21 protein-coding genes are annotated in these 23,394 nt (G+C 59.8%); 15 read left to right on the top strand and 6 right to left on the bottom strand.

Annotated features, from left to right (window positions below):
* Positions 1–155 precede the first annotated feature (155 nt).
* The 3 genes from AACY11_RS01440 to ccoM all read left to right on the top strand — a co-directional run bounded on the left by AACY11_RS01440 (position 156) and on the right by ccoM (position 1,012).
* Complete coding sequence (locus tag AACY11_RS01440; RefSeq protein WP_339430661.1) at positions 156–497, top strand: aspartate-semialdehyde dehydrogenase; 342 nt, start codon at positions 156–158, stop codon at positions 495–497.
* A 93-nt stretch (positions 498–590) separates the two neighbouring features.
* Positions 591–752 carry a hypothetical protein gene (locus tag AACY11_RS01435; protein ID WP_339493685.1) on the top strand — a complete coding sequence of 54 codons (162 nt, stop codon included), beginning with the start codon at positions 591–593 and terminating at the stop codon, positions 750–752.
* A gap of 146 nt (positions 753–898) precedes the next feature.
* Entirely contained in the window at positions 899–1,012 is a 114-nt protein-coding gene (gene ccoM / locus AACY11_RS01430) for a cytochrome c oxidase subunit CcoM (protein WP_003222396.1), read from the top strand.
* 235 nt (positions 1,013–1,247) lie between these two features.
* Here the strand turns inward: ccoM and AACY11_RS01425 are convergent, their stop codons facing one another.
* Together AACY11_RS01425 and AACY11_RS01420 are read right to left on the bottom strand one after the other, a co-directional pair.
* Positions 1,248–2,723 (bottom strand): inorganic phosphate transporter, encoded by a 1,476-nt coding sequence (locus AACY11_RS01425; RefSeq protein WP_339430663.1) that lies wholly within the window; start codon positions 2,721–2,723, stop codon positions 1,248–1,250.
* 375 nt (positions 2,724–3,098) lie between these two features.
* A complete protein-coding gene (locus AACY11_RS01420) occupies positions 3,099–3,299 on the bottom strand; it encodes a hypothetical protein (protein WP_221731414.1) in 201 nt (66 codons plus the stop codon).
* Between the two features lie 650 nt (positions 3,300–3,949).
* Between AACY11_RS01420 and pcaR the strand changes: the two genes are divergently transcribed.
* From pcaR to pcaC, 11 genes are all read left to right on the top strand, one after another.
* On the top strand, positions 3,950–4,792 hold the full coding sequence (pcaR, locus tag AACY11_RS01415) for a pca regulon transcriptional regulator PcaR (RefSeq protein ID WP_339430664.1): 843 nt from the start codon (positions 3,950–3,952) through the stop codon (positions 4,790–4,792).
* A 294-nt stretch (positions 4,793–5,086) separates the two neighbouring features.
* Positions 5,087–6,433, top strand: coding sequence for an MFS transporter (locus AACY11_RS01410; protein WP_339465965.1), 1,347 nt, complete (start codon positions 5,087–5,089; stop codon positions 6,431–6,433).
* A gap of 288 nt (positions 6,434–6,721) precedes the next feature.
* Entirely contained in the window at positions 6,722–7,579 is an 858-nt protein-coding gene (locus tag AACY11_RS01405; protein ID WP_339430666.1) for a CoA transferase subunit A, read from the top strand.
* Positions 7,576–8,358 carry a CoA-transferase subunit beta gene (locus tag AACY11_RS01400; RefSeq protein WP_339466015.1) on the top strand — a complete coding sequence of 261 codons (783 nt, stop codon included), beginning with the start codon at positions 7,576–7,578 and terminating at the stop codon, positions 8,356–8,358. Before AACY11_RS01405 ends, AACY11_RS01400 begins: the two co-directional genes overlap by 4 nt.
* Complete coding sequence (gene pcaF / locus AACY11_RS01395; protein ID WP_339430667.1) at positions 8,355–9,560, top strand: 3-oxoadipyl-CoA thiolase; 1,206 nt, start codon at positions 8,355–8,357, stop codon at positions 9,558–9,560. The genes AACY11_RS01400 and pcaF overlap by 4 nt, the downstream gene beginning before the upstream one ends.
* Positions 9,561–9,596: 36 nt before the next feature.
* On the top strand, positions 9,597–10,301 hold the full coding sequence (gene pcaH / locus AACY11_RS01390) for a protocatechuate 3,4-dioxygenase subunit beta (protein WP_339493684.1): 705 nt from the start codon (positions 9,597–9,599) through the stop codon (positions 10,299–10,301).
* Between the two features lies 1 nt (position 10,302).
* The gene (gene pcaG / locus AACY11_RS01385) at positions 10,303–10,869 is read left to right on the top strand and encodes a protocatechuate 3,4-dioxygenase subunit alpha (protein ID WP_339430669.1); all 567 of its coding nucleotides are present in this window, start codon (positions 10,303–10,305) and stop codon (positions 10,867–10,869) included.
* Between the two features lie 113 nt (positions 10,870–10,982).
* Complete coding sequence (locus AACY11_RS01380) at positions 10,983–12,278, top strand: MFS family transporter (protein WP_339430670.1); 1,296 nt, start codon at positions 10,983–10,985, stop codon at positions 12,276–12,278.
* A gap of 45 nt (positions 12,279–12,323) precedes the next feature.
* Positions 12,324–13,688, top strand: a complete 1,365-nt coding sequence (locus tag AACY11_RS01375) for a 3-carboxy-cis,cis-muconate cycloisomerase (RefSeq protein ID WP_339465969.1) — start codon at positions 12,324–12,326, stop codon at positions 13,686–13,688.
* A gap of 11 nt (positions 13,689–13,699) precedes the next feature.
* Complete coding sequence (gene pcaD, locus AACY11_RS01370) at positions 13,700–14,491, top strand: 3-oxoadipate enol-lactonase (protein WP_339493682.1); 792 nt, start codon at positions 13,700–13,702, stop codon at positions 14,489–14,491.
* A 10-nt stretch (positions 14,492–14,501) separates the two neighbouring features.
* Positions 14,502–14,894: a 4-carboxymuconolactone decarboxylase gene (gene pcaC, locus AACY11_RS01365; RefSeq protein WP_339430673.1), complete on the top strand. Its 393-nt coding sequence runs from the start codon at positions 14,502–14,504 to the stop codon at positions 14,892–14,894.
* A gap of 53 nt (positions 14,895–14,947) precedes the next feature.
* On the opposite strand, the gene AACY11_RS01360 is transcribed toward pcaC, so the two are convergent.
* The 4 genes from AACY11_RS01360 to emhA form a co-directional block, all read right to left on the bottom strand.
* Positions 14,948–16,207, bottom strand: a complete 1,260-nt coding sequence (locus AACY11_RS01360; protein ID WP_339493680.1) for an OprD family porin — start codon at positions 16,205–16,207, stop codon at positions 14,948–14,950.
* A gap of 329 nt (positions 16,208–16,536) precedes the next feature.
* Positions 16,537–17,997 (bottom strand): efflux RND transporter outer membrane subunit EmhC, encoded by a 1,461-nt coding sequence (gene emhC, locus AACY11_RS01355; protein WP_339430675.1) that lies wholly within the window; start codon positions 17,995–17,997, stop codon positions 16,537–16,539.
* The gene (gene emhB / locus AACY11_RS01350) at positions 17,994–21,143 is read right to left on the bottom strand and encodes an efflux RND transporter permease subunit EmhB (protein ID WP_339430676.1); all 3,150 of its coding nucleotides are present in this window, start codon (positions 21,141–21,143) and stop codon (positions 17,994–17,996) included. The genes emhC and emhB overlap by 4 nt, the downstream gene beginning before the upstream one ends.
* 3 nt (positions 21,144–21,146) lie before the next feature.
* A complete protein-coding gene (emhA, locus tag AACY11_RS01345) occupies positions 21,147–22,304 on the bottom strand; it encodes an efflux RND transporter periplasmic adaptor subunit EmhA (protein ID WP_339493678.1) in 1,158 nt (385 codons plus the stop codon).
* Positions 22,305–22,568: 264 nt separating this feature from the next.
* Here emhA and emhR point away from each other — a divergent pair, with 264 nt between their 5' ends.
* Positions 22,569–23,201, top strand: a complete 633-nt coding sequence (emhR, locus tag AACY11_RS01340) for an efflux system transcriptional repressor EmhR (protein WP_221731400.1) — start codon at positions 22,569–22,571, stop codon at positions 23,199–23,201.
* The last annotated feature ends 193 nt before the right edge of the window (positions 23,202–23,394 follow it).

The following is a 23,394-nucleotide window of genomic DNA, read 5'->3' as shown; positions in this document are numbered from 1 at the left end:
CGCCCAGCTTTTATATGTTCAGGGAAGATTAGGCCATGCGTCGGTTTCAGGAAGTGGCAGGGCACCTGTGAGTGCCAATCCGGTCACAAGTTTGCGACCGACGGCTCAAGCCGTGATCGCTCAAGCCGATAGCCTGCTGACAGGAGACCCTCTATATGCTGCCACCGATGCTCCCCCTGAGCGCTGTGCCGATCACTTCCCAGCAGGACCCGATCCGCCAGCGCCCGGACATTCCACCGGTGGTGCCGGTGCAGGAAAGCTCCAGCGAAAGCACGATCGACCTGCAAAAGCGCGACCCGGAAGAGGCCGCGCTGCAATTGCGCGAGGAACAGCGCCGTAAGCAGGAGCGCGAGCGTCGCCGCCGCGAAGCGGATGAAGACCCCGAAGAACATCTCGCCGTGCCAGGCACAGAACTCAATGCCGACAACACCGTGCCGGTGGTGCCGCTGATGGAAGATCAACCGCGTCAGGGCATGTGGGTTGATATCGAGATCTGATGGCTGGTCAGCGCTGACGTCAGGCGGCATTATTGACGCAGTCCTGCCGGTGATCTGGCAGTTGTGTTTTCTTCAAGCGATGCATCGAACGCCATGAGCCAAGACGACAAACTGATCGACCTCAGTACCGAACGCGCCAAACGCGTGCATGACCTCAACGAGAAGCGTCTGAATGAAGTGCGCAATGCCTTCGAACAGGCCATACCGTTGGGAAAAGCCAGGAAAAAGTCGAAAAACAAACCGAAAAAGCGTTGATCTCCCCCTGCATCCTTTGATGCAGGTCAGTTATTTTCCCGCCTTTACTCCCCTTCTTCATTGGCATTGACCCCGGTCAATTTCTGCGCCTGCCTGATTGGTTAACTTAGCTCCATCGCAGCAGAGCAGGGGCCAGGAGGCCAGTCATGTTTTTCGATAACGTGGTGTTTGCCGGAGTCCTCACAGTGGGCCTCATGGTTCTGTTTTTTGCAGGGTTTGGATTTTTTATCTGGAAGGATGCGAACAAGCGCAAGAAGTAGGTTCTTCTGGATTGACGAGCACGCAAGGCATTTTGGGCAACTTCGGTTGCCCTTTTTTTTGTGTGCCTGGCGGCCTGTGGACCCACCCTGGTGTATGCGGTTTGAAATGTGTGCGGGCTGGCTCGCGAAGAGGCCCGTCCAATCGCACAATCTCTGCCCGTGTGACCTTTTTCCCGAGATGAACAAAAAAGGCGCGATCCTTTCGAATCGCGCCTTTTTCATTTTTCGCTGCCTATCAGCTACCCAGCACCATGGACGCCAGCCAGAACAATCCGGCCGACAGTGCCACGGTTGCCGGCAGGGTCAGCACCCATGCCAGCAGGATGGTTTTCACCGTCCCGCCTTGCAGGCCGCTTTTGTTGGCGACCATGGTACCGGCCACGCCCGAGGACAGAACGTGGGTGGTGGACACCGGCAGGCTGAAGATGTTGGCCAGGCCAATCATGCATGCGGCGGTGATCTGGGCTGACATGCCCTGTGCATAGGTCATGCCTTGCTTACCGATCTTCTCGCCGATGGTCTTTACTACGCGCTTCCAGCCGACCATGGTGCCCAGACCCAAGGCCATGGCGACCGCCAGAATGACCCAGAACGGGGCGTATTCGGTGGTGGTGGTCAGGTCTTTACGCAGTTTGTCCAGGTCAGCTTTTTCACGAGCCTGAAGGCCCGGCAGCTTGGCGACTTTCTTCGCGGTGTCGTCCAGGCAGAGCAGGTAGCGACGCACTTCGATGCGGCTGTCGGCCGGCAGCGAATGGTAGTCCGCTACACCCTTGAGGGTGTGGAGCAGGGCGGAGATGGTCGGTTCGGTCTGCTGCGGGTTGCAGCGGAATTTCTCCGGCAGGTCGCCTTCGACGCTTTTACCCAGGGCCAGGAACTCGCCGAGGGTTTCGGCGTTGCGCTGGTAAAACTGGCTCAGGTGCAGGGTGGCGTCGCGGGTACGTTCGATCTGATAAGTGGTGCTGTTCAGGTCGAGTACGAACTGAGCAGGCACGATACCGATCAGGACCAGCATGATCAGGCCGATGCCTTTCTGACCATCGTTGGAGCCGTGCACGAAGCTCATGGCCATGGCTGACATCACCAGTACCAGGCGATTCCAGAATGGCGGGTGCTTCTTGTCGTCGATCTTGCGGCGTTGTTCCGGTGTCTTGTGCATCTTCGACAGCGGGCGCCACCATTTCAGGCCAACCAGCACCAGGCCTGCAACCAGGAAACCGGCCATTGGCGAGAACACCAGCGAGGCGCCGATATCGATCGCTTTCTGCCAGTTAACCCCGTCGGCCAACGGAATATCGTTGATCAGGGCATTGGCCAGACCGACACCGAGAATCGAACCGATCAAGGTGTGGGAACTGGAGGCGGGGATACCGAAGTACCAGGTGCCAAGGTTCCAGGCGATGGCCGCGGCGAGCAACGAGAACACCATTGCCAGGCCATGGCCCGTGTTCACGTTGATCAGCAGTTCAACCGGCAGCAAGTGAACAATGGCATACGCCACGCCAACGCCGCCCAGCAGCACGCCGAGGAAATTGAACACACCGGAAAAGAACACCGCCAGATGAGGCGGCATGGCTTTGGTGTAGATAACAGTGGCTACCGCGTTAGCGGTGTCATGAAATCCATTGATGAACTCGAAGGCGAGGACAAACGTCAGGGCGAGCAAGAGGCTCACAAGCACCCAAGCATCCAGTCCGCTGAATAAATCGATCATGAAGGTTTTCTGACCCGGTCGTAAGGGGGCGCGATTATGCCAGAAAAGTCTCGAAATCGATGCCCTACCTGCTCATTGGTAACATTCTTCTTCTATTTAATTTGTTGCAGGGCGTTAAAACCCAGTGTTATGGAGGGTTTTTCAAGTCATTGATTTTATTGGTGAATATTGCTGATGGTGAGCATTTTTCAGGCAGTGTCGCAGGCTCAAACGCTTGTCTGAAATATCTCTGAAACCTGTCTGAAGCATGCCATTGGTCTGTAGGGCGGTGCATAGCCGCCGCTGCCCGCGGATAGCGGGCGGGCAAGGCATCGTCGATACACCGCGCTTGTAGCCGGTGCGCACGCGACCTTCGAAATAATCAAAACCGGTGGCTCATGGCTCTTCGGCTTTGAGTTCCTTTTCGATCTTTTCAATCTCTTGTTTGAAGACCTGATCCTGAACGGTGGCGCGCTTACGCCAAGGCTTGCGCTCCGGTTCGGGCTGAGCGGCGTAGGTGGTGACTTCCCCGCCGTAAACTTCCTTGTAACGTTGTTCCTGGCGCTCAAGTTCCGCGCGCAGTTCGTCTTTCGTCACAGTGCTACCTGTTTGAGTTGAGATAAATATCTGGTGAAACGCACTGCAACGAATCAATTGAACAGACCCGTCGAGCGCGCCACGCCTGAACAGGCATTGGTGGCATCGGCAGGGCGATCAAGACTTCCGTGTTACAGGCGGCTACGGCACCAGATTAAAACTGACGCAGCATCAGTTTCCTGTTTCAGCGAGCGCTGGCGTTGCATGAATAATGAGCGTCAAGCGCTGGCTGGGGCTGACGACGATGGATATCGCGAAAGCCAGTGGCGACCTTGCTGATTAAAAAATCGCGGCCTCACTGGGGTGCATTATAGCGGCCGATTCAGGAATGACTATCTTTGCCAAGTTAAAAACGGTTCTGGATGTGTGATTGTTTTGTTACTCGCAACTTTTGTCGCTAGTTGAAGTGCAGGTAAATCGTTATTTGCCACGCGTTCTGTTTTTGGCGCCATTTACTCGATCAACTAAGGGGGCGATTGAGTGTGTCAGCGAAGTTGGGCGAGCGGATCAAGCGGTGATGCGGGCCTGCGGGTTTGTTGCGATTATCGGTCGGCGGTTCGATAATCGCCCGATCTTGAGGGGCGTTGCTTGTGTATTGGCCCGCGAGCCGTTTGTATAACCACTGATCCGAGCCGGATAAAGGACCTGAAATGAACGATCAAATGCGCAACTCCTTCACCTCCGTGGCGCCGCCGATCGTCGCCTCGCCGGCCAAGCGGATCCAAGCGTTGACGGGCGATCCGGATTTCATGACCTCGCTAGCCCGTGGCCTGGCCGTGGTGCAGGCGTTTCAAGAGCGCAAGCGGCACCTGACCATCGCTCAGATCAGCCACCGCACGGAAATTCCCCGCGCGGCCGTGCGCCGTTGCCTGCACACCTTGATCAAGCTTGGCTACGCCACCACCGATGGCCGTACCTACTCGTTGCTGCCGAAAGTGCTGACCCTGGGCCACGCTTATCTGTCCTCGACGCCGCTCGCCGTCTCGGCTCAGCCTTACCTCGACCGTATGAGCGAGCAACTGCACGAAGCCTGCAACATGGCCACGCTGGAGGGCGACGACATTCTCTACATCGCCCGTTCGGCGACGACTCAACGGCTGATTTCGGTGGATTTGTCAGTGGGCGGGCGCCTGCCGGCCTATTGCACTTCAATGGGCCGCATTCTGCTGGCCGCGCTGGACGACACGACCTTGGGTGAATACCTGGACCACGCCGAACTGGTGGCCAAGACCAGCCGCACGATTCACACGCCCCAGGCGTTGCTCGAATGCCTGCAAGAAGTGCGGCAGCAGGGCTGGTGCATCGTCGACCAGGAACTGGAGCAAGGGCTGCGTTCGATTGCGGTGCCGGTCTACGACGCATCAGGCCAAGTGGTGGCGGCGCTCAACGTCAGTACCCACGCCGGCCGCGTCAGCCGCAGCGAGCTGGAACAGCGCTTCCTGCCAGGCCTGCTCAGTGCCAGTCGCGACCTCAGTGCGCAGTTGTTCGCCTGATGAAGCTGTTCGATAAACGCACAGTGTTGCGTTTATCGAATTGACGCTAAAACCCTCGGATCATTAATGTCGCGGCAGCGTCATCCGGCGCTGACGTCAATGGCCTCGCCGGACTGCCGACTCCCATAATAATGACAAGAGGCAACTCTCCATGTGCACGTTCCCCGACTGTCACAGCTTCAGCCCGTATTGCCGGGTTCACCGCAACGCCTGATTCACACCTTCTATTCTTGTGACCGTGCCGCTCTGTGGCCGGCCGCCGTTCGACTGCGTTTTTTGCGTGGAATAAAAATAATGAACCAGCCTCAGTCCGCTGTAGGTCAATGCCTCGACGTGCAGACCTTCATCAATGCCCAACCGATCTCGCGCTATCAATGGCGGGTGGTGATCCTGTGTTTTCTGATTGTGTTCCTCGATGGTCTCGACACCGCCGCGATGGGCTTCATTGCCCCGGCGTTGTCCCAGGACTGGGGCATCGATCGCGCCAGCCTCGGCCCGGTGATGAGCGCTGCGTTGATCGGCATGGTGTTTGGCGCCCTCGGTTCCGGCCCGCTGGCTGACCGTTTTGGGCGAAAAGTCGTACTGGTGGGCGCGGTCCTGCTGTTCGGTGCATTCAGCCTCGCGTCGGCGTACAGCAGTAATCTCGATCAACTGCTGGTGCTGCGCTTCTTGACCGGTCTGGGTCTTGGCGCCGGGATGCCCAACGCCACCACGCTGCTCTCGGAATACACCCCGGAGCGCAAGAAGTCGCTGCTGGTGACCAGCATGTTCTGCGGCTTCAACCTGGGTATGGCTGGCGGTGGATTCATTTCGGCAAAACTGATTCCAGCGTTCGGCTGGCACAGCCTGTTGCTGATCGGCGGGATTCTGCCGCTGATCCTCGCTGTCGTATTGCTGTTCTGGCTGCCGGAGTCGGCGCGCTATCTGGTAGTGCGTAACCGTGGCACCGACAAGGTGCGCAAGACCTTGGCACCGATTGATCCTGTCGTCGTCGCCCAGGCCTCAAGCTTCAGCGTGCCGGAACAGAAAACCGTCAAGGCCCGCAACGTGTTCGCGGTGATTTTCTCTGGCACCTACAGCGCAGGCACGCTGCTGCTGTGGCTGACCTACTTCATGGGCCTGGTCATCGTTTACCTGCTGACCAGTTGGTTGCCGACGCTGATGCGTGACAGTGGCGCGAGCATGGAGCAGGCGGCGTTCATTGGCGCGTTGTTCCAGTTCGGCGGCGTGTTGAGCGCGGTCGCTGTGGGATGGGCGATGGATCGGTTCAATCCGCACAAGGTCATCGGCACGTTCTACCTGTTGGCCGGCGTGTTTGCCTACGCGGTAGGGCAGAGCCTGGGCAACATCACATTGCTGGCGACGCTGGTGCTGGTGGCGGGGATGTGCGTGAACGGTGCGCAATCGGCGATGCCTTCGCTGGCGGCGCGGTTTTATCCGACGCAAGGGCGGGCGACCGGGGTGTCGTGGATGCTGGGGATTGGTCGTTTTGGCGCGATTCTCGGGGCCTGGATGGGCGCGACGCTGTTGGGCCTGGGCTGGAACTTTGAGCAGGTTTTGACGGCGTTGGTGATTCCGGCGGCGTTGGCGACGGCGGCAGTGCTGATCAAAGGGATGGTCAGTCACGCGGATGCGACGTGAGTTTAAAGGGTAAGAATATTTGTTGGATGTTCTGGCCTCTTCGCGAGCAAGCCCGTTCCCACATTGGAATGCATTTCAACCTGTGGGAGCGGGCTTGCTCCGAGCGGCGTTTCGGCGAAGCTTTTGCGGCCGATTGTTAGGGTGATAACAATCTGTTCGATAAACGAACACTCAGTCGATTATCGGATTGTTTGGCGATTTTCCCAGGCTTAATCTGCAGTGACTCCGGCGCTGAACCTCGCGCCTTTTTATCACTGGCGATTCATTACAAAAACGGGAGCCCGCTCCATGGCTGAGATCCTTTCGCTGCACGACGCGGTGAAGCAATTCGTCAACGACGGCGACACGGTCGCGCTCGAAGGCTTCACCCACCTGATCCCTACGGCAGCGGGTCATGAAATCATTCGTCAGGGCAAGAAAGATCTGACGCTGGTGCGGATGACGCCTGACCTGATCTACGACCAACTGATCGGCGCCGGTTGTGCACGCAAGCTGATTTTCTCCTGGGGCGGTAATCCCGGTGTGGGTTCGCTGCACCGTCTGCGTGACGCGGTCGAGAAACAGTGGCCGCACCCACTGGAAATCGAAGAACACAGCCATGCCGACCTGGCCAATGCTTACGTGGCTGGCGCCTCTGGCCTGCCGTTCGCGGTGCTGCGGGCTTACGCCGGTTCCGACCTGCCGAAGGTCAATCCACTGATCAAGTCCGTCACTTGCCCGTTTACCGGTGAGGTGCTGGCAGCCGTGCCTTCGGTACGGCCGGACGTGACCGTGATCCACGCGCAGAAAGCCGATCGCCAAGGCAACGTTCTGTTGTGGGGCATTCTCGGTGTGCAGAAAGAAGCGGCACTGGCGGCCAAACGCTGCATCGTCACCGTGGAAGAAATCGTCGACGACCTCAAGGCTCCGATGAACGCCTGCGTCCTGCCGACCTGGGCTCTGAGCGCGGTTTGCCACGTACCGGGCGGTGCGCATCCGTCCTACGCCCACGGTTACACCGAGCGTGACAATCGTTTCTATCAGGCGTGGGATCCGATCGCCCGTGACCGTGGGACGTTTACCGCGTGGATCAACGAATACATCCATGGCTGCGCTGACTTCAGCGAGTTCCAGGCCAAGTTGGCCGCTGCTTCGGAGGCCAAATAATGACGTACTCCACCAACGAAATGATGACCGTCGCGGCGGCCCGTCGCTTGAAGAACGGTTTGGTGTGCTTTGTCGGCATCGGCCTGCCGTCGAAAGCGGCAAACCTGGCGCGCCTGACGTCATCGCCGGACGTGGTGCTGATTTACGAATCGGGCCCGATTGGCGCCAAGCCCAGTGTGCTGCCGCTGTCCATCGGTGACGGTGAGTTGGCGGAAACCGCTGACACCGTCGTACCGACCGGTGAGATTTTTCGCTATTGGTTGCAGGGCGGGCGCATCGACGTCGGTTTTCTCGGCGCCGCGCAAGTGGACCGTTTCGGCAACATCAACACCACCGTGGTCGGCGATTATCACGCACCGAAAGTGCGCTTGCCGGGTGCCGGTGGCGCGCCGGAAATTGCCGGTTCGGCGAAGAGTGTGTTGATCATCCTTAAACAGTCGGCGCGTTCGTTTGTCGACAAGCTCGACTTCATCACCTCGGTCGGTCATGGCGAGGGTGGCGATTCACGCAAGCGTCTGGGCCTGCCGGGGGCCGGGCCGGTGGGCATCATTACCGACCTGTGCATCATGGAGCCGGAAGCGGGGACTCACGAGTTCGTGGTCACCGCGCTGCATCCGGGCGTCACCCGCGAGCAAGTGGTTGCCGCCACCGGTTGGGCGATCCGGTTTGCCGACGACGTTGAAACGACTGCGGCACCGACTGACGTCGAACTGACCGCGCTGCGTGATCTCGAAGCGCGCACCGCCGCCGCCCATGGCCAGGCACCGGGAGAAGCATGATGCGTGATGTGTATATCTGCGATGCGATTCGTACGCCCATCGGCCGTTTCGGCGGTGGTTTGTCTGCCGTGCGTGCCGATGATCTCGCCGCCGTGCCGATCAAGGCGCTGATGGAGCGCAATCCGTCTGTGGACTGGAGCGCGATCGACGAGGTATTCCTCGGCTGCGCCAACCAGGCCGGCGAAGACAACCGTAACGTCGCACGTATGGCGCTGCTGCTGGCTGGCTTGCCGGAAACCGTTCCGGGCGTAACGCTCAATCGTCTCTGCGCTTCTGGCATGGATGCGATTGGTACGGCGTTCCGCGCCATCGCCAGCGGTGAGATGGAGTTGGCGATTGCCGGCGGCGTCGAGTCGATGTCCCGCGCGCCTTTCGTGATGGGCAAGGCCGACGCGGCGTTCTCTCGCAACATGAAACTGGAAGACACCACGATTGGCTGGCGTTTCATCAACCCTTTGATGAAAGCTCAGTACGGCGTCGATGCGATGCCGCAGACCGCTGATAACGTCGCCGACGACTATAAAGTGTCGCGTGCGGATCAGGACGCTTTCGCCCTGCGCAGCCAGCAACGGACTGCCGCCGCGCAGGCCGCCGGCTACTTCGCTGAAGAGATCGTCGAAGTGCGGATCGCCCACAAGAAGGGCGAAACCGTGGTCAGTCAGGATGAACACCCGCGTGCGGACACGACACTTGAAGCGTTGGCCAAACTCAAACCGGTCAACGGCGTGGACAAAACCGTCACCGCCGGCAATGCCTCGGGCGTTAACGACGGCGCCGCGGCGTTGATTCTGGCCTCGGCTCACGCCGTGAAAAAACATGGCCTGACTGCCCGCGCCAAAGTGCTGGGCATGGCCAGTGCCGGCGTTGCCCCTCGGGTGATGGGTATCGGCCCGGTGCCAGCGGTGCGCAAACTGATCGAACGGCTCGGCGTGGCGGTCAGCGATTTCGACGTGATTGAGCTCAACGAAGCGTTCGCCAGCCAAGGCTTGGCGGTGCTGCGTGAACTGGGGCTGGCGGATGACGCCGCAAAGGTCAACCCCAACGGTGGCGCGATTGCCCTGGGGCACCCGTTGGGCATGAGCGGTGCGCGGCTGGTGCTGACTGCGTTGCATCACTTGGAAAAGACCGGTGGCAAGAAAGGTCTGGCGACCATGTGCGTCGGTGTCGGCCAAGGCCTGGCCCTGGCCATCGAGCGCGTCTGACGCGCAGCGGCAAGAAAAAGAACTGAGGAAAGCGAAATGACTGACAAGCCTGGTTACCGTCGCCCGCAGGAAGGCACCCAGCCTGAGTACCTGCACCCGACCTACCAATCCACCAATTTGCGCTCGCCGTCGAAGCCTTTGGTGTATCTGCCACATTCGTTGTCGGAGATCACCGGGCCGACCATCGGTGCCGAGCGTGTGGCTGAAACCGACAACGATCTGACGGCTCAGCACAGCGGCGAACCGCAGGGCGAGCGCATCATCATCCACGGCCGGGTCCTGGACGAAAACGGTCTGCCGGTGCCGGGGATTCTGGTGGAGATCTGGCAGGCCAACGCCGCCGGTCGCTACAACCACCCGCGCGACCTGCACGACGCACCGCTGGACCCGAATTTCACCGGCACCGGCCGCACCGTGACCGACGCCGACGGCTGGTACCAGTTCCAGACCATCAAGCCCGGCGCCTATCCGTGGGGCAACCACCACAATGCCTGGCGCCCGGCGCACATCCACTTTTCGCTGTTCGGGCAGAGCATCCTCACCCGGCTGGTGACGCAGATGTATTTCCCCGGCGATCCGCTGCTGGCCTACGACCCGATCTACAACTGTGTACCGGACACGTCGGCCAAGGAGCGCCTGATCGCTGCTTTCGATCTGGAAAAAACCATTCCTTCCTATGCTCTCGGTTACCGCTGGGACATCGTGCTGCGCGGCCGTGAAGCCACGCCGATGGAGAAATAAGATGACCCTGACTGCAACCACGTCCCACACCGTCGGGCCGTATTACCACATCGGCCTGACCTGGCTGAACCGCGAGAACCTGGCCGTCGAACAAACCCTCGGCGAGCGCGTGGCGATCACCGGGCAAGTCGTCGATGGCAACGGCGACATCGTCAACGACGCCATGCTTGAAGTCTGGCAAGCCAATGCGGCCGGCAAATACGACCATCCGGAAGACGAACAGGACAAACCGCTGGACCCGCACTTCGAAGGTTTCGGCCGCGTACCGGTGGATGCCGAAGGACGCTTTCGTTTCACCACGATCAAACCGGGCACGGTCGAGGGTTTGAAGGGCTCGACCCAGGCGCCGCATCTGGTGGTGTTGGTGTTTGCTCGCGGGTTGGTCAAGCACTTGCTGACGCGGATTTACTTCGAGGGCGACCCGGCGAACGTGAATGATCCACTGCTCGAATGCGTACCGGCCGAGCGCCGTGGGACATTGCTGGCCAAGCCGGATGCGGCGGGTGTCTATCAGTGGAATGTGGTTCTGCAAGGCACTGACGCCGAAACGGTGTTCTTCGATTATTGAAGAACGCCTCCCCGCTGATCGTCCCCGCGCTCTGCGGGGGACGGATATCTCTGTGGAACGGGAGTGTTGCAAAGTATGTCTAGACTCTCACTGTCCCTATTGAATGAAAAACAATGACAACCATCACTTCCCATTACACCGGCGAAGAGCGCAGCAAGCGTATCTTCGCCATCGTCGGTGCCTCGTCCGGTAACCTTGTCGAATGGTTCGACTTCTACGTCTACGCCTTTTGCGCGATCTATTTCGCCCCGGCGTTTTTCCCCTCCGACAACCCCACGGTGCAGTTGGTCAACACCGCGGGCGTGTTCGCCGCCGGGTTCCTGATGCGACCGATTGGTGGCTGGATCTTCGGTCGTCTGGCGGACAAGAAGGGCCGCAAGGCCTCGATGATGATCTCGGTACTGATGATGTGCTTCGGCTCGTTGCTCATCGCCTGTCTGCCGACCTATAACACCATCGGCGTATGGGCGCCGTTGCTGCTGTTGTTCGCGCGGTTGCTGCAAGGGCTGTCGGTGGGCGGCGAGTACGGCACCACGGCGACGTACATGAGCGAAGTGGCGCTCAAGGGGCAGCGCGGGTTTTTCGCCTCGTTCCAGTATGTGACGTTGATTGGCGGGCAATTGTTGGCGGTGTCGCTGGTGGTGATCCTGCAACAGTTCCTGACGGAAGAAGACCTGCGTGCTTATGGCTGGCGGATTCCGTTTGTGGTCGGCGCGGCGGCGGCGGTGATTTCCTTGCTGCTGCGACGTTCGCTGAAAGAAACCAGCAGCAAGCAAATGCGTGAAAACAAGGACGCCGGCAGCATCACCGCGTTGTTCCGTGACCACAAAGCGGCGTTCATTACTGTGCTGGGTTACACCGCGGGTGGTTCGCTGATTTTCTACACGTTCACCACTTACATGCAGAAGTACCTGGTGAACACTGCTGGCATGCATGCCAAGACCGCCAGCTACATCATGACCGGCGCACTGTTCCTGTATATGTGCATGCAGCCGCTGTTCGGCATGCTCGCCGACAAGATTGGCCGACGTCATTCGATGCTCTGGTTCGGCGCGCTCGGCACGCTGTTGACCGTGCCGATCCTGCTGACGCTCAAAAGCGTCAGCAGCCCGTTCCTGGCCTTTGTGCTGATCACGCTGGCACTGGCCGTCGTGAGTTTCTACACCTCGATCAGCGGTCTGGTGAAAGCCGAAATGTTCCCGCCCGAGGTGCGCGCCCTTGGCGTTGGCCTGGCGTATGCGGTGGCGAACGCGATCTTCGGCGGTTCGGCGGAATTCGTCGCTTTGAGCCTGAAAGCCGGCGGCATGGAAAACGCCTTCTACTGGTACGTTACGCTGATGATGGCGGTGGCCTTCCTGTTCAGCCTGCGCTTGCCGAAACAGGCTAAATATTTGCACCACGACCTCTAACCCGAAACGCGCGGGCCAATGTGGCCCGCGCCAGCAAGGACTTCTATGACTCAGCGACCGGGCAATCAATTGTTCGATGCCTATTTCACTGCCCGCGATATGCGCGACGTGTTCTGCGATCAGGGCCGGGTGCAGGCGATGCTCGACTTCGAAGCGGCGCTGGTCCGGGCCGAAGCGCGTGTGGGGTTGATTCCGACGAGCGCTGTTTCACCCATTGAAAACGCCTGCAACGCCGGGCTCTATGACTTCGCCGCGTTGGGCGAGGCGATTGCCACGGCGGGCAATTCGGCGATTCCATTGGTCAAGGCGTTGGGCAAGCAGATCGCCGCAACGGATGCCGAGGCCGAGCGTTATGTGCATTTGGGCGCCACCAGTCAGGACGTAATGGATTGCGGGTTGGTACTGCAATTGCGTCAGGCGTTGGCGTTGATCGAACGTGATCTGGCACAACTGGCGAGCTCGTTGGCGGTCCAGGCACAACGCCACGCCGCAACACCGCTGGCCGGGCGCACCTGGTTGCAGCACGCGACACCGGTGACCCTCGGCATGAAGATCGCTGGATGGCTGGGCGCCGTCACGCGCAGTCGTCAACGTCTGCGCGAACTCAAGCCACGTTTGCTGGTGCTGCAATTCGGCGGCGCGTCGGGGACACTCGCGGCGCTCGGTGAACAGGCCTTGCCGATTGCCCAAGCCTTGGCCCAAGAGCTGCAACTGACCATGCCGGAACAACCGTGGCACACCCAGCGCGATCGCGTGGTCGAGTTTGGCGCGGCACTGGGATTGATCGCCGGCAGCCTCGGCAAGCTCGGGCGCGACATCAGCCTGTTGATGCAGACCGAAGTGGCGGAAGTTTTCGAACCCTCGGCGCCGGGGAAGGGCGGTTCTTCGACCATGCCGCACAAACGCAACCCGGTTGGGGCTGCGGTGCTGATCGGCGCGGCGACGCGGGTGCCGGGCCTGGTCTCGACATTGTTCAGTGCCATGCCTCAGGAACACGAGCGTAGCCTCGGTCTGTGGCATGCCGAATGGGAAACCCTGCCCGAGATTTGCTGCCTCGTTTCGGGATCACTGCAACAGGCGCGATTGCTCGCTGACGGCCTGGAAGTGGACGCTGCCCGTATGGCCCGTAACCTCGAATTGACTCAAGGGCTGGTGCTGGCCGAAGCGGTCAGTATCGTCCTCGCGCAACGGGTCGGTCGCGACACCGCGCATCACTTGCTCGAACGATGCTGCAAACGTGCGGTGGCCGAGCAACGGCATCTGCGTGCCGTGCTCGGTGACGAGCCAGAAATCACCGCCCAACTGAGCAATGCTGAACTGGATCACTTACTCAACCCCGCCCACTACCTCGGACAGGCACACGTCTGGGTCGAACGGGCGGTGGCCGAACACAACGCTTTGACTGTCTGAAGGAGACGGCTGTGGCTTTCGTTCAACTCGCCGATGGCGAACTGCACTACACCATTGAAGGCCCGGTCGATGCGCCGGTGCTGGTGCTGTCCAACTCCCTGGGTACCGACCTGCACATGTGGGATGCGCAAATGCCGGCGTTCACCGAGCATTTTCGTGTGTTGCGGTTCGACACCCGTGGCCACGGCCAATCGCTGGTGACGCCGGGGTCGTACAGCATCGAGCAATTGGGCCGCGACGTGCTGGCGCTGCTGGATGCGCTGCACATCGAGCGCGCGCATTTCTGCGGACTGTCGATGGGCGGGTTGATCGGCCAGTGGCTGGGGATCAATGCCGGTCATCGTCTGCACAAACTGATTGTGTGCAACACCGCGGCGAAGATCGGCGATCCATCGGTGTGGAATCCACGCATCGAGACCGTGCTGCGTGACGGCCCGGCAGCGATGATTGCACTGCGTGATGCGTCGATTGCCCGTTGGTTCACGCCTGATTTTTCCGCTGCCAATCCGGCTGCGGCGAAGAAGATCACTGACATGCTCGCGGCGACGTCGCCTGAAGGTTATGCGGCCAATTGCGCGGCGGTGCGTGATGCCGATTTTCGAGAGCAACTGGCCTCGATCATTGTGCCGTTGCTGGTGATCGCCGGCACTGAAGATGCGGTCACGCCGCCGTCTGGCGGGCGTTTCATTCAGGAGCACGTACACGGGGCCGAGTACGCCGAGTTCTACGCGGCGCATTTGTCCAACGTACAGGCCGGTGCGGATTTCAGTGATCGCGTGTTGGCGTTTTTGCAGGCTGACTGAGGACGTTTTTGTGGACGAGAAACAACGTTACGACGAAGGCATGCAAGTGCGCCGTGCGGTGCTGGGCGATGCTCACGTTGATCGCAGCCTGACCGCGCTGACCGAGTTCAACTCGGAGTTCCAGGAGATGATCACTCGCCACGCCTGGGGTGATATCTGGACGCGTCCGGGGTTGCCTCGGCATACCCGCAGCCTGGTCACCATCGCCATGCTGATCGGCATGAACCGCGAAGGTGAGCTCAAACTGCACCTTCGGGCCGCAGCCAATAACGGCGTGAGCCGTGGCGAGATCAAGGAAGTGATCATGCAGAGCGCGATTTATTGCGGGATTCCGGCGGCGAATGCCACTTTTCATCTGGCCGAATCGGTTTGGGATGAACTGGGCGTTGAGTCCCGAGAGTAATCCAGCCTGCTCCCCCAGTTGAAACACGATCAACCGGGGGAGCAGGCGTGCGTTTACAGCAAGCTGATCGGATAGCTGACGATCAAACGGTTCTCGTCGAACTCGTTGTTGCTGAAGTCGCGGCGGATGGTCGAGTTGCGCCACTTGACGTTCAAATCCTTGAGCGTGCCGCTTTGTACGGTGTAACCCAGTTCCGATTCGCGTCCCCATTCCTTGCCATCGGTGGTGGATGCGGTATGCACATTGTCGCCGCTGATGTAGCGGTTCATCAGGGTCAGGCCCGGCACGCCGAGGGCCGCGAAATTGTAGTCGTGGCGCAGTTGCCAGGAGCGTTCCTGGGCATTGTCATAACTGGCGTTGTAGCTGTCGTTGGCCAAGGTGCCGCCGCTGGTGCCGTTGACCCGCATCCACGCGCTGTCGCCGGTGAGTTTTTGCAGACCGACATAGAAGGTGTTGCCGCCGTATTTGGCTGAGAACAGACCCGACCAGGTCTTGTTGTCCAGATCGCCAGCGCGGGCGCTGCCGTCGTCCTTGCCGTAGAAAAAACCGAGGTTGGCGCCCAGGGTCCAGTCGCCCAGCGGCTGGCTGTGGATCAGGTTGATGTATTGCTGGCTGTAGATGTCCTTGAGTTCGGCATTCCACACACCGATCTGTGTGCGTTTTTCATTGAACACATATTCGCCGCCCTGGAAGTTGAAACGATCGGAGGTGAACGCCGCTTTGCCGGACATCGACATGTCGCTCATGCTGCTGTCGTCGCGCGGGCTGTTGGCGCGGAACTGGCCGCCGTAGAGTGTCAGGCCATCGATTTCCTTCGAGGTGATCTGGCCACCTCGAAAGGTTTGCGGCAGCGAGCGACCATCGTCCGAACGCAGGATCGGCAGCACCGGCATCCACTCGCCGACTTTCACTTCTGTCTGGGAAAACTTCGCTTTGAACGCCACGCTGGTGCGCCCGAAGTTGTCCGCCGGGCGGCCGTCATGATCCAGCGGCAATAACTGCGTACCCCCCGTGCCTTTACCGCCATCGAGCTTCACCGAATACAGGCCCAGCACGTCCATGCCGAAACCGACGGTGCCTTGAGTGAAGCCGGACCTGGCGTCGAGGATGAAGCTTTGTGTCCACTCTTCAGCCTTGCCCTGAGCCTTGGTCGGGTTGGTGAAGTTACGGTTGATGTAGAAGTTGCGCAGGTTCAGGTTGACCTTCGCGCCTTCAACAAATCCGGCTTCTTCAGCCGTGGCGGGCAGTGCGGCGCCGGCCAGGGCCAGGGCGATCAAACCGGGGAATACGTAAGGCGCAGGGGAGGCTGTCATGGATTGGGTCTCTCTGGTTTTTATAGTCGAGCGGGTGCGCTGCCGCCGCTTTCAGGGGGCAGACATGGAATGCAATGGGGGAGATCAAGCGAAGGCAATCAGCCAGACAGGGCAGGGCGCGGGGGCATGTTGTCGAACCTGTTGTTATTGGTTTTGTGGAGCGAATGGTGCGGGGCGCGGCAGTGGGGTTTCAATTGGGGAAAGCGGGTTTTGGGCGATTATCGAACGCAAGATTAATTGCGGCTTTGTGGTGGTTGTGCCGGCTCCACGACTTTCCTGCCGGCAACAAAAAGCCCGCCAAATGGCGGGCTCTTGTATTCACCGGATGATCAGAACAGCTTCATCTTCGGTGCTTCTTCTTTCAGCGGTTCGTTCTGCGCGGTTTGCGCATTCCAGCCACCGCCCAGGGCCTTGTACAGGTTGACTGCACTGGTCAGCTGCGCGAGGCGGTCGGTGATCAGCGACTGTTGCGCGCTGAACAACTGACGCTGGGCATCGAGGAAGGTCAGGTTGCTGTCGACGCCGATGCGATAACGACGTTCGGCCAGGCGGTAGTAATCCTGGTTGGCCTGTACAAAGTCACGCTGCGCTTGCAACTGATCGGTGTAGGTCTGGCGGGCGGCCAGTCCGTCGGCGACTTCCTGGAAGCCGGTTTGAATCGCCTTCTCGTAGTTCGCCACGCCGATGTCCTTCTGGATCTTGGCGTAGTCGAGGCTGGCGCGCAGGCTACCGGCGTTGAAGATCGGCAGGTTGATCTGCGGCTGGAACAGCCACGTACCCGAACCGCCCTTGAACAGGCCGGACAGATCCGGGCTCAGGCTGCCCGCGTTGGCGGTCAGGCTGATGCTCGGGAAGAACGCTGCCCGCGCTGCGCCGATGTTGGCGTTGGCGGCCTTCAGGTTGTACTCGGCTTGCATGATGTCCGGACGACGTTGCAGCAGATCCGAGGGCAGACCGGGCGGTACGTCGCTGAGCAGGTCGTCGGCCAGCGGTTTGGCCGCTTGCAGATTGGCCGGGATACCGGTGCCGAGCAGCAGGGTCAGGCTGTTTTCATCCTGCGCGACCTGACGGGTATAACGCGCCAATTGGGCACGGGCGTTTTCCACCGAGGTACGCGACTGAGCCAGATCCAGTGCCGAAGCGACACCGACTTCATTGCTGCGGCTGGTCAGCTTAAAGCTTTCTTCGAAGGCACCGAGGGTGTCTTGCGTCAGCTTGAGCAGTTCTTTGTCGGCCTGCCAGGTCATATACGCATTGGCGACGCTGGCAACCAGGCTGATCTGGGTGCTGCGGCGCGCTTCTTCGGTGGCGAAGTATTGTTGCAGCGCTTGTTCGCTCAGGCTGCGAACCCGACCGAACAGGTCGAGTTCGTAGGCACTGACGCCGACCGTGGCGGAGTAGGAGCTGCTGATCATCGACTCGCCGGTCTGCGACGCACGCGCCGGCAGACGCTGACGACTGCCGCTGCCATTGGCCGAAACCGCCGGGAACAGGTCGGCGCGCTGGATGCGGTACTGGGCCGCATAAGCGTCGATGTTCAGTGCCGCAACACGCAGGTCGCGGTTGTTTTCCAGCGAGACCTGGATCAGCTGTTGCAGGGCCGGGTCATGGAAAAACTGCTTCCAGCCCTGCTCGGCAGCAGCTTGCGCCGGTGCCTGGGCCGGCGAATACGCCGGGCCCTGTGGGTACTGGCCTGCGACCGGAGCCTCAGGCTGCTGATAATCAGGTATCAGCGAGCAACCGCTCAGCACGAAGGCGGCGACTGCGAGGGAGAGTAGCGACTTGCTCATTGGCCAGCCTCTTTAGGAGTTTCTTTGGCGTCATCCTTGCCGGCGTTTTTGCGCTGGCCAATGGACGACACGGTGACGAAGAACAGTGGGACCCAGAAGATCGCCAGGATCGTGGCCGTGAGCATACCGCCGATTACGCCAGTACCGATCGCATGTTGACTGCCTGAACCTGCGCCGGTGGAGATCGCCAACGGTACAACACCGAGTACGAAGGCCAGCGAGGTCATGATGATCGGTCGCAGACGCATGCGGCACGCTTCAATCGCCGCATCGCGCAGACTGCGCCCTTGCTCATGCAGTTCCTTGGCGAATTCGACGATCAGAATGGCGTTTTTAGCCGCCAGACCGATAGTCGTCAACAGGCCCACCTGGAAGTACACGTCGTTGGACAGACCGCGCAGGCTGGTGGCCAACAGTGCACCGATGATCCCCAGTGGCACCACGAGCATGACCGCGATCGGAATCGACCAGCTTTCATACAGCGCCGCCAGACACAGGAACACCATCAGCAGCGACAGGGCGTACAGCGCTGGCGCTTGCGAGCCCGACAGACGTTCCTCGTAGGACAGACCGGTCCAGGAGATACCGACGCCGGCCGGCAGCTTCTTGGCAATCGCTTCGACTTCGGCCATCGCTTCACCGGTGGAGTAACCCGGCGCCGGAGAGCCGAGCACTTCCATCGCTTCTACGCCGTTGTAACGGGCCAGTTTCGGCGAGCCATAGATCCACTCGCCTTTGGCGAAGGCGGAGAACGGCACCATGGTCCCGGCACTGTTGCGTACGTACCACTTCTTCAAGTCTTCAGGGCTCATGCGAGCGCCAGCCTGACCTTGCACGTAAACCTTCTTGACCCGACCACGGTCGATGAAGTCGTTGACGTAGCTACTACCGAAGGAAATCGACAGCGTGCTGTTGATGTCGGAAAGGCTCAAGCCAAGGGCTCGGGCTTTCTCGTCATCGATTTCCAGATGGTATTGCGGTTCGTCGTTCAGGCCGTTCGGACGTACTTGGTAGAGCACCTTGCTCTGCGCCGCGAGACCGAGGAACTGGTTACGTGCTTGCATCAGTTTTTCGTGACCGATACCGGCGCGGTCCTGCAGGAACACGTCGAAACCGGTGGCGTTACCCAATTCCAGTACCGCTGGCGGGGCGAAGGCAAACACCATCGCATCGCGGAAACTGAAGAAGTGTTGTTGGGCACGCTGTGCAAGCGCGAACACGCTGTTGCTGGCGTCACGTTCGTGCCACGGCTTGAGCATGATGAACGCCAGACCCGAACTCTGACCGCGACCGGCGAAGTTGAAACCGTTCACGGTAAACACCGACGCCACTGCGCCTGCCTCTTTATCCAGCAGGTAGGAACGCATCTCGTCGACGACGACTTGGGTGCGTTCGGCACTGGAACCGGCCGGGGTTTGCACCTGCGCGAACAATACGCCTTGGTCTTCTTCCGGCAGGAACGCGGTTGGAATGCGAGTGAACAGCCAGATCATGCCGACAACAATCAGCAAATAGGCCAACAGATACGGGGCTTTGCGCTGCAGCATGTTGCCGACACCGCGCTCATAACTTCTGACACCACGGTCGAAGTTGCGGTTGAACCAGCCGAAGAAACCTTTTTTCGGTGTGTCGTGTTCACCTTTCGCAATCGGTTTGAGCATGGTGGCGCACAGCGCCGGGGTGAAAATCAGCGCAACCAGTACCGACAGGGCCATCGCCGAAACGATGGTGATCGAGAACTGCTTGTAGATCACACCCGTGGAGCCGCTGAAGAACGCCATCGGCAGCAGTACCGCCGACAGAACCAGGGCGATACCGACCAATGCGCCCTGGATCTGGCCCATGGACTTTTTGGTCGCTTCCTTCGGGGACAAGCCTTCTTCGGCCATCACGCGCTCGACGTTTTCCACCACGACGATCGCGTCGTCCACCAGCAAGCCGATGGCCAGCACCATACCGAACATGGTCAGCGTGTTGATGCTGAAACCGGCGGCAGCGAGGATGCCGAACGTGCCGAGCAATACCACCGGCACGGTCATCGTGGTGATGACGGTGGCGCGGAAGTTCTGCAGGAACAGGAACATCACCAGGAACACCAGTACGATCGCTTCAACCAGGGTTTCAACCACACCCTTGATCGACTCGGTCACCACCGGGGTGGTGTCATACGGGAACACCACTTCCATGCCTTGCGGGAAGAACGGCTTGAGATCGTCAATCGTTTTGCGCAGCGCTTTGGCTGTATCGAGGGCGTTGGCACCGTTGGCCAGTTTCACCGCCAGACCGGAAGCCGGTTTGCCGTTGAACTGGGCAGAAATGCTGGAGTTCTCTCCGCCCAGGCGCACGTCAGCAACGTCGCCGACACGCACTTGCGAACCATCCTGATTGACCTTCAGCAGAATAGCCTTGAACTGCTCGGCCGTTTGCAGACGGGTCTTGCCGATGATCGTGGCGTTCAGTTGCTGGCCAGGCAGCGCCGGCAAACCACCGAGCTGACCGGAGGAAACCTGAACGTTCTGCGACGAAATCGCGGCACTGACATCAGACGGGGTCAGGCTGTACTTGTTCAACTTGGCCGGGTCGAGCCAGATGCGCATCGCGTACTGGGCACCGAAGACCTGGAAGTCACCGACACCGGCAGTGCGCGAGATCGGGTCCTGCATGTTCGACACGATGTAGTTGGACAGGTCGTCCTTGTTCATGCTGCCGTCGCTCGACACCACGCCGATCACCATGAGGAAGTTTTTCACTGCCTTGGTCACACGGATACCTTGTTGCTGCACTTCCTGCGGCAACAGCGGAGTCGCGAGGTTCAGTTTGTTCTGAACCTGCACCTGCGCGGTGTCGGAGTTGGTGCCTTGCTCGAAGGTCGCGGTGATGGTCATGCTGCCGTCGGAGTTACTTTCCGACGATACATAACGCAGGTTGTCGATACCGTTGAGCTGTTGTTCGATCACCTGAACCACGGTGTCCTGCACGGTTTGCGCCGAAGCGCCCGGGTAGGTCACGGAGATCGCAATGGCCGGTGGCGCAATGCTCGGGTACTGGTTGATCGGCAACTTGAGGATCGATAGTGCCCCCACCAGCATGATCACCAAGGCAATTACCCAGGCGAAAATCGGACGGTCGATGAAGAATTTTGACATGGGTTACTCCCCTTTGCCGCCAGCGGCTTTATCAGCTGCCTGTGCGGGGGCCGGGTTCTTGGTGTCAACATTGGTCGCTTCGGTCGGATTGACCTGAACACCTGGGCGCACGTATTGCAGCCCCTCGGTGATCAGACGATCGCCAGCCTTCAGGCCGTCTTCGATCAGCCATTTGCTGCCGACGGTGCGGCTGGCCTTGAGCTGACGCAGTTCGACCTTGTTGTCGGCGCCGACGACCAGTGCGGTCGGGGTGCCTTTGAGGTCGCGGGTCACGCCTTGTTGCGGCGCCAGAATGGCGGCGGCGTTGACACCTGCCTGCAACTGGGCGCGGACGAACATGCCAGGCAGCAGGGTGTGGTCGGGGTTCGGGAAGACCGCGCGCAGGGTTACCGAACCGGTAGTCGGATCGACCGATACTTCGGAGAATTCCAGCTTACCGTCGAGCTTGTACTGGCTGCCGTCTTCCAGGGTCAGCTTGACCGCTGCAGCGTTTTCGCCGGATTTTTGCAGACGACCGCTTTCCAGCTCGCGGCGCAGTTCCAGCAATTCAACTGACGACTGGGTCACATCGACGTAGATCGGGTCGAGCTGCTGGATCGTCGCCATGGCGTCGGTCTGGCCGTTGCTGACCAGCGCACCTTCGGTCACCGAAGAGCGGCCGATACGGCCGGAGATCGGCGCATAAACCTTGGTGTAACGCACGTTGATCTGCGCGCTTTGCAGCGACGCTTCCGATTGCATGCGGTTGGCCACGGCGGTGTCGTATTCCTGGCGGCTGACGGCCTGTTCATCGACCAGTTGCTTGTAGCGGTCGGAGATCGACTTGGTCGAACGCAGGTTGGCTTCGGCGCTTTTCAGGGTGGCTTCATAGACCGACGGATCGATCTGGTACAGCTGCTGGCCGGCTTTAACGTCACCGCCTTCCTTGAACAGTCGCTTGAGAATGATGCCGTTGACCTGAGGGCGAACTTCAGCGATGCGGAACGCACTGGTGCGGCCCGGCAGTTCGGACGTGAGGGTGAAGGCTTGTGGTTGCAGGGTGACGACGCCGACCTGAGGAGGCGGAGCGGCTGGGGCCGCTTCTTCCTTTTTACATCCGCTGAGCAGCGATGCCAGGGCGACGGCAGTGACCAGAGCGGTAACAGCTGGCTTGAATTGCATGAAAATCCTCGGGTCAGGCGCGCGAAAAGCGCACAAGAAGTGTGGAAGTAAAAAAAACTGCCGGGTGGATAAGTAGCTTGCTAAGGAATATACTTACGTTCATGGTTGTTTGTAAACACCTTGGCGTCGTATCCACCCTGTTACAAAAAACGTCGCAAGGTTCGAAATTGTAGGCCGGGGAGTCGATCCGCGAGAGATCGCCCCCCTCTTTATTCAGCGGATATTCAGCCATCCCTGAAACATCCTGTTTGAGGTTTTACTGTCATGGTCCGTCGTACCAAAGAGGAAGCTCAAGAAACCCGCAGCCAGATTCTGGAAGCGGCAGAGAAAGCCTTCTATGAAAGGGGCGTCGCTCGTACGACGCTGGCGGATATCGCGAGCATGGCCGGCGTCACGCGCGGCGCCATATATTGGCATTTCAGCAACAAGGCCGACCTGGTCCAGGCCATGCTCGATAGCTTGCACGAGCCGCTGGATGAACTGGCCAAGGCCAGTGAGAGCGAGGATGAACTCGACCCGCTGGGCTGCATGCGTAAGCTGCTGATTCATTTGTTTCATCAAGTTGCTCTGGACCCGAAGACCCGGCGTATCAACGAAATTCTGTTTCATAAGTGCGAATTCACCGATGAAATGTGCGATCTGCGCCAGCAGCGCCGGACGGCCAGTCTCGATTGCAATGTGCGTATCGGGCTGACCCTGCGTAATGCGGTGAATCGCGGCCAGTTGCCAGAAGATCTCGACACTGCCCGAGCGGCCATCAGCATTCATGCTTATATCGATGGCCTCCTGTATGGCTGGCTGTTGGCCCCGGACAGCTTCGAACTGCATGCCGAAGCCGAGCGCTGGGTCGATACAGGGTTGGACATGCTGCGCCTGAGCCCCAGTTTGCGCCGATGAAAACAAGCGCGTAATGGGCACAGCTTATGTCAATTGGCCCGTTTTTATATACGTTTGCGGTTCGCAGTTTATCGGTAGCCAGCCACGCATTTTGTAGGGAATTTGTGTCGCCTGTGTGAAGGAATGTTAGCGGCCCCAATACCGGGCCCCAAGAAAAAGCCCCGGCTCTTGCGAGTCGGGGCTTTTGCGTTCC

The sequence above is a fragment of the Pseudomonas sp. RA_105y_Pfl2_P56 genome, from assembly GCF_963970845.1.
Taxonomy (GTDB): domain Bacteria; phylum Pseudomonadota; class Gammaproteobacteria; order Pseudomonadales; family Pseudomonadaceae; genus Aquipseudomonas; species Aquipseudomonas baetica_A.
The sequence above is the reverse complement of the archived record's forward strand: the minus strand, read 5'-3'. Positions and strand labels throughout refer to the sequence as shown.

Bases quoted from the DNA above. Each gene is read 5' to 3' on its own strand.
- pcaR (WP_339430664.1), top strand. From the start codon at position 3,950: ATGAACGATCAAATGCGCAACTCCTTCACCTCCGTGGCGCCGCCGATC.
- emhB (WP_339430676.1), bottom strand. From the start codon at position 21,143: ATGTCAAAATTCTTCATCGACCGTCCGATTTTCGCCTGGGTAATTGCC.
- AACY11_RS01440 (WP_339430661.1), top strand. From the start codon at position 156: ATGCTGCCACCGATGCTCCCCCTGAGCGCTGTGCCGATCACTTCCCAG.
- AACY11_RS01435 (WP_339493685.1), top strand. From the start codon at position 591: ATGAGCCAAGACGACAAACTGATCGACCTCAGTACCGAACGCGCCAAA.
- ccoM (WP_003222396.1), top strand. From the start codon at position 899: ATGTTTTTCGATAACGTGGTGTTTGCCGGAGTCCTCACAGTGGGCCTC.
- AACY11_RS01375 (WP_339465969.1), top strand. From the start codon at position 12,324: ATGACTCAGCGACCGGGCAATCAATTGTTCGATGCCTATTTCACTGCC.
- pcaG (WP_339430669.1), top strand. From the start codon at position 10,303: ATGACCCTGACTGCAACCACGTCCCACACCGTCGGGCCGTATTACCAC.
- AACY11_RS01425 (WP_339430663.1), bottom strand. From the start codon at position 2,723: ATGATCGATTTATTCAGCGGACTGGATGCTTGGGTGCTTGTGAGCCTC.
- emhC (WP_339430675.1), bottom strand. From the start codon at position 17,997: ATGAGCAAGTCGCTACTCTCCCTCGCAGTCGCCGCCTTCGTGCTGAGC.
- AACY11_RS01380 (WP_339430670.1), top strand. From the start codon at position 10,983: ATGACAACCATCACTTCCCATTACACCGGCGAAGAGCGCAGCAAGCGT.
- emhA (WP_339493678.1), bottom strand. From the start codon at position 22,304: ATGCAATTCAAGCCAGCTGTTACCGCTCTGGTCACTGCCGTCGCCCTG.
- pcaF (WP_339430667.1), top strand. From the start codon at position 8,355: ATGATGCGTGATGTGTATATCTGCGATGCGATTCGTACGCCCATCGGC.
- AACY11_RS01405 (WP_339430666.1), top strand. From the start codon at position 6,722: ATGGCTGAGATCCTTTCGCTGCACGACGCGGTGAAGCAATTCGTCAAC.
- AACY11_RS01360 (WP_339493680.1), bottom strand. From the start codon at position 16,207: ATGACAGCCTCCCCTGCGCCTTACGTATTCCCCGGTTTGATCGCCCTG.
- AACY11_RS01410 (WP_339465965.1), top strand. From the start codon at position 5,087: ATGAACCAGCCTCAGTCCGCTGTAGGTCAATGCCTCGACGTGCAGACC.
- emhR (WP_221731400.1), top strand. From the start codon at position 22,569: ATGGTCCGTCGTACCAAAGAGGAAGCTCAAGAAACCCGCAGCCAGATT.
- pcaH (WP_339493684.1), top strand. From the start codon at position 9,597: ATGACTGACAAGCCTGGTTACCGTCGCCCGCAGGAAGGCACCCAGCCT.